The sequence below is a fragment of the Sphingomonas sp. BE138 genome, from assembly GCF_031456125.1.
Classification (GTDB): domain Bacteria; phylum Pseudomonadota; class Alphaproteobacteria; order Sphingomonadales; family Sphingomonadaceae; genus Sphingomonas.
Genome location: NZ_JAVDUC010000067.1, coordinates 1 through 1,902, shown reverse-complemented (window position 1 = coordinate 1,902; position 1,902 = coordinate 1). Strand labels below are relative to the sequence as shown.

4 protein-coding genes and 1 pseudogene are annotated in these 1,902 nt (G+C 64.1%); 4 read left to right on the top strand and 1 reads right to left on the bottom strand.

Annotated features, from left to right (window positions below; all coding sequences use genetic code 11):
- Positions 1-112: 112 nt before the first annotated feature.
- On the bottom strand, positions 113-547 hold the full coding sequence (locus tag J2Y58_RS20875) for a MerR family transcriptional regulator (protein ID WP_310107415.1): 435 nt from the start codon (positions 545-547) through the stop codon (positions 113-115).
- A 62-nt stretch (positions 548-609) separates the two neighbouring features.
- Here J2Y58_RS20875 and J2Y58_RS20870 point away from each other — a divergent pair, with 62 nt between their 5' ends.
- From J2Y58_RS20870 to J2Y58_RS20855, 4 genes and pseudogenes are all read left to right on the top strand, one after another.
- On the top strand, positions 610-1,026 hold the full coding sequence (locus J2Y58_RS20870; protein WP_310107411.1) for a mercuric transporter MerT family protein: 417 nt from the start codon (positions 610-612) through the stop codon (positions 1,024-1,026).
- Positions 1,026-1,250 (top strand): GDCCVxC domain-containing (seleno)protein, encoded by a 225-nt coding sequence (locus tag J2Y58_RS20865; protein ID WP_310107410.1) that lies wholly within the window; start codon positions 1,026-1,028, stop codon positions 1,248-1,250. The genes J2Y58_RS20870 and J2Y58_RS20865 overlap by 1 nt, the downstream gene beginning before the upstream one ends.
- 66 nt (positions 1,251-1,316) lie before the next feature.
- Positions 1,317-1,646, top strand: coding sequence for a metalloregulator ArsR/SmtB family transcription factor (locus J2Y58_RS20860; RefSeq protein WP_310107407.1), 330 nt, complete (start codon positions 1,317-1,319; stop codon positions 1,644-1,646).
- An 11-nt stretch (positions 1,647-1,657) separates the two neighbouring features.
- Positions 1,658-1,765, top strand: a pseudogene (locus tag J2Y58_RS20855) (arsenate reductase); the annotation flags it as partial.
- Positions 1,766-1,902 lie beyond the last annotated feature (137 nt).

Genomic DNA, 1,902 nt, shown 5'->3' with positions numbered 1-1,902 from the left:
GGCCGGGCCGGCCTGATACGCGGCGTATCCTCCGGTGACCAATGTCACCAGCCATCCGCCAAGCCGTTTTCGCGCAGGCCTTTTTCAACAGCCTCGGACGGTTTTGACACCACTACCCTGCCGATTGCCCTCGATCATCCACCCTGTCCTCCAGCATGTCCATGACCGCGCAATCCGGCGCGGCGTCCCCCACACACCGTTCGATCGTGGCAGCCAACAACGCCTCCAGGCGCGCAAGGTCTGCCATTTTCTCACGGACCTGTTCAAGATGATGGGCGGCTATCGCGCGGACCTCGCCGCAACCGGCCGCGCCGGGACCACCAAGCGCAAGGATCGCCCTGACCTCGGCGGGAGCAAACCCTAGTTCCCGGGCGCGCCGGATAAAGCCGAGCGCACGAACATGATCGCGATCATACACGCGCCGCCCGCCCTGGGTTCGGGGCGGCGTCGCCAGCATACCCACCCGCTCGAAATAGCGGATCGTCTCGATGTTGACGCCGGTGCGGCGCGACAGTTCGCCTATCGCGATGCCTTGGGCGGCACTCATAAACCGCTTGCTCCTGTAGCTGCTACAGGACGCATAGCGCGTTACCACTCCGGAGACGACCATTGAATCCGAACACTCGCTCACTCGAAATCCCGGATTCGCCCGCAACACCGCGCCGTGCCGATGCGGCGTTATCAGCAATCGGCGCGCTGGCGAGTTTCGGCGCGGTCTTCGCCGCTGCGTCTTGTTGCGTCCTGCCGCTTGCGCTCGCGGCGCTGGGCATGGGAGCTGGCCTGTCGAGCACCTTTGCGACGCTGATGCCGCTGCGCTGGCCCCTGACCGCTCTTTCCCTGATCGGCCTGGCCGCGGGGTGGTGGGCCTATGCGCGGCGTCGAAGGGCCTGCGCTGCGGATCGGTCCTGCACAGTTCCGCTACCATCGCGCGCGACGCCGATCATGCTGGCGATCGGCTCGGCCCTGACGCTGATCGCGCTAATATGGGATCGCCTGGAAGCACCGCTGATGAAGGCGATTTCCTGATGCTGCTAACCTCCACGCTGACGTGCCCCGAATGTGGTGGGGTCTCGACGGAGACGATGCCAACCAACGCCTGCCAGTTTTTCTATGACTGCCGGCATTGCGCGGTCGTCCTTCGCCCCTTGGCGGGTGATTGCTGCGTGTTCTGCTCTTACGCAGATGTTCCTTGCCCGCCCATCCAGGAAGCCCGCGAGGCTGGCTCGGAAGCGGGCTGCTGCACACGCTAGAGCGGTCACGGCGTTCAGCACGCGAATTATCGTAGCCGGCTCGATAATATCCACTATGCTGGATATATGGTAAAGGAGTCGGCAATTCCCGCATTAAGTGCGCTGGCGCAGGGCACGCGCCTCGATGTGTTCCGCTTGCTGGTGCGCCACGAACCTGACGGCCTCGCCGCGGGCGATATCGCCCGCCAGCTCGACGTGCCGCAGAACACCATGTCGGCGCATCTCGCGATCCTAGCGCGCGCCGGGCTGGTCCGCTCCGAACGCCATAGCCGCTCGATCATCTACCGTGCCGATCTGGACGCCCTGCGCGCGCTGACGCTGTTCCTCGTCAAGGATTGCTGCGCCGGCAACGCGGAGCTGTGCGCGCCGCTCGTCGCTGAACTTACCTGCTGCTGAAAGGACGCCCCGTGGCCATCGATATCGTTATCTATCACAACCCCGAGTGCGGCACCTCGCGCAACACACTGGCGATGATCCGCAATGCCGGCATCGAGCCGCATGTGGTCGAGTTGTTGATTTTCACTGAGAGTTGACCCGGCGAAGGCATAAATTTCCACCGAGAAGTGACCCGGGTCGTGGGGGTAATGTCAGGCCCGCGGGGTTGCGGGTCAAGTCGCGGCCTTCTCCTTTTTGGGCTTGCCGGCCTCTGACC

Excerpts from the sequence above, each read along its gene's own strand:
- J2Y58_RS20860 (WP_310107407.1), top strand. The coding sequence starts at position 1,317 with ATGGTAAAGGAGTCGGCAATTCCCGCATTAAGTGCGCTGGCGCAGGGC.
- J2Y58_RS20875 (WP_310107415.1), bottom strand. The coding sequence starts at position 547 with ATGAGTGCCGCCCAAGGCATCGCGATAGGCGAACTGTCGCGCCGCACC.
- J2Y58_RS20865 (WP_310107410.1), top strand. The coding sequence starts at position 1,026 with ATGCTGCTAACCTCCACGCTGACGTGCCCCGAATGTGGTGGGGTCTCG.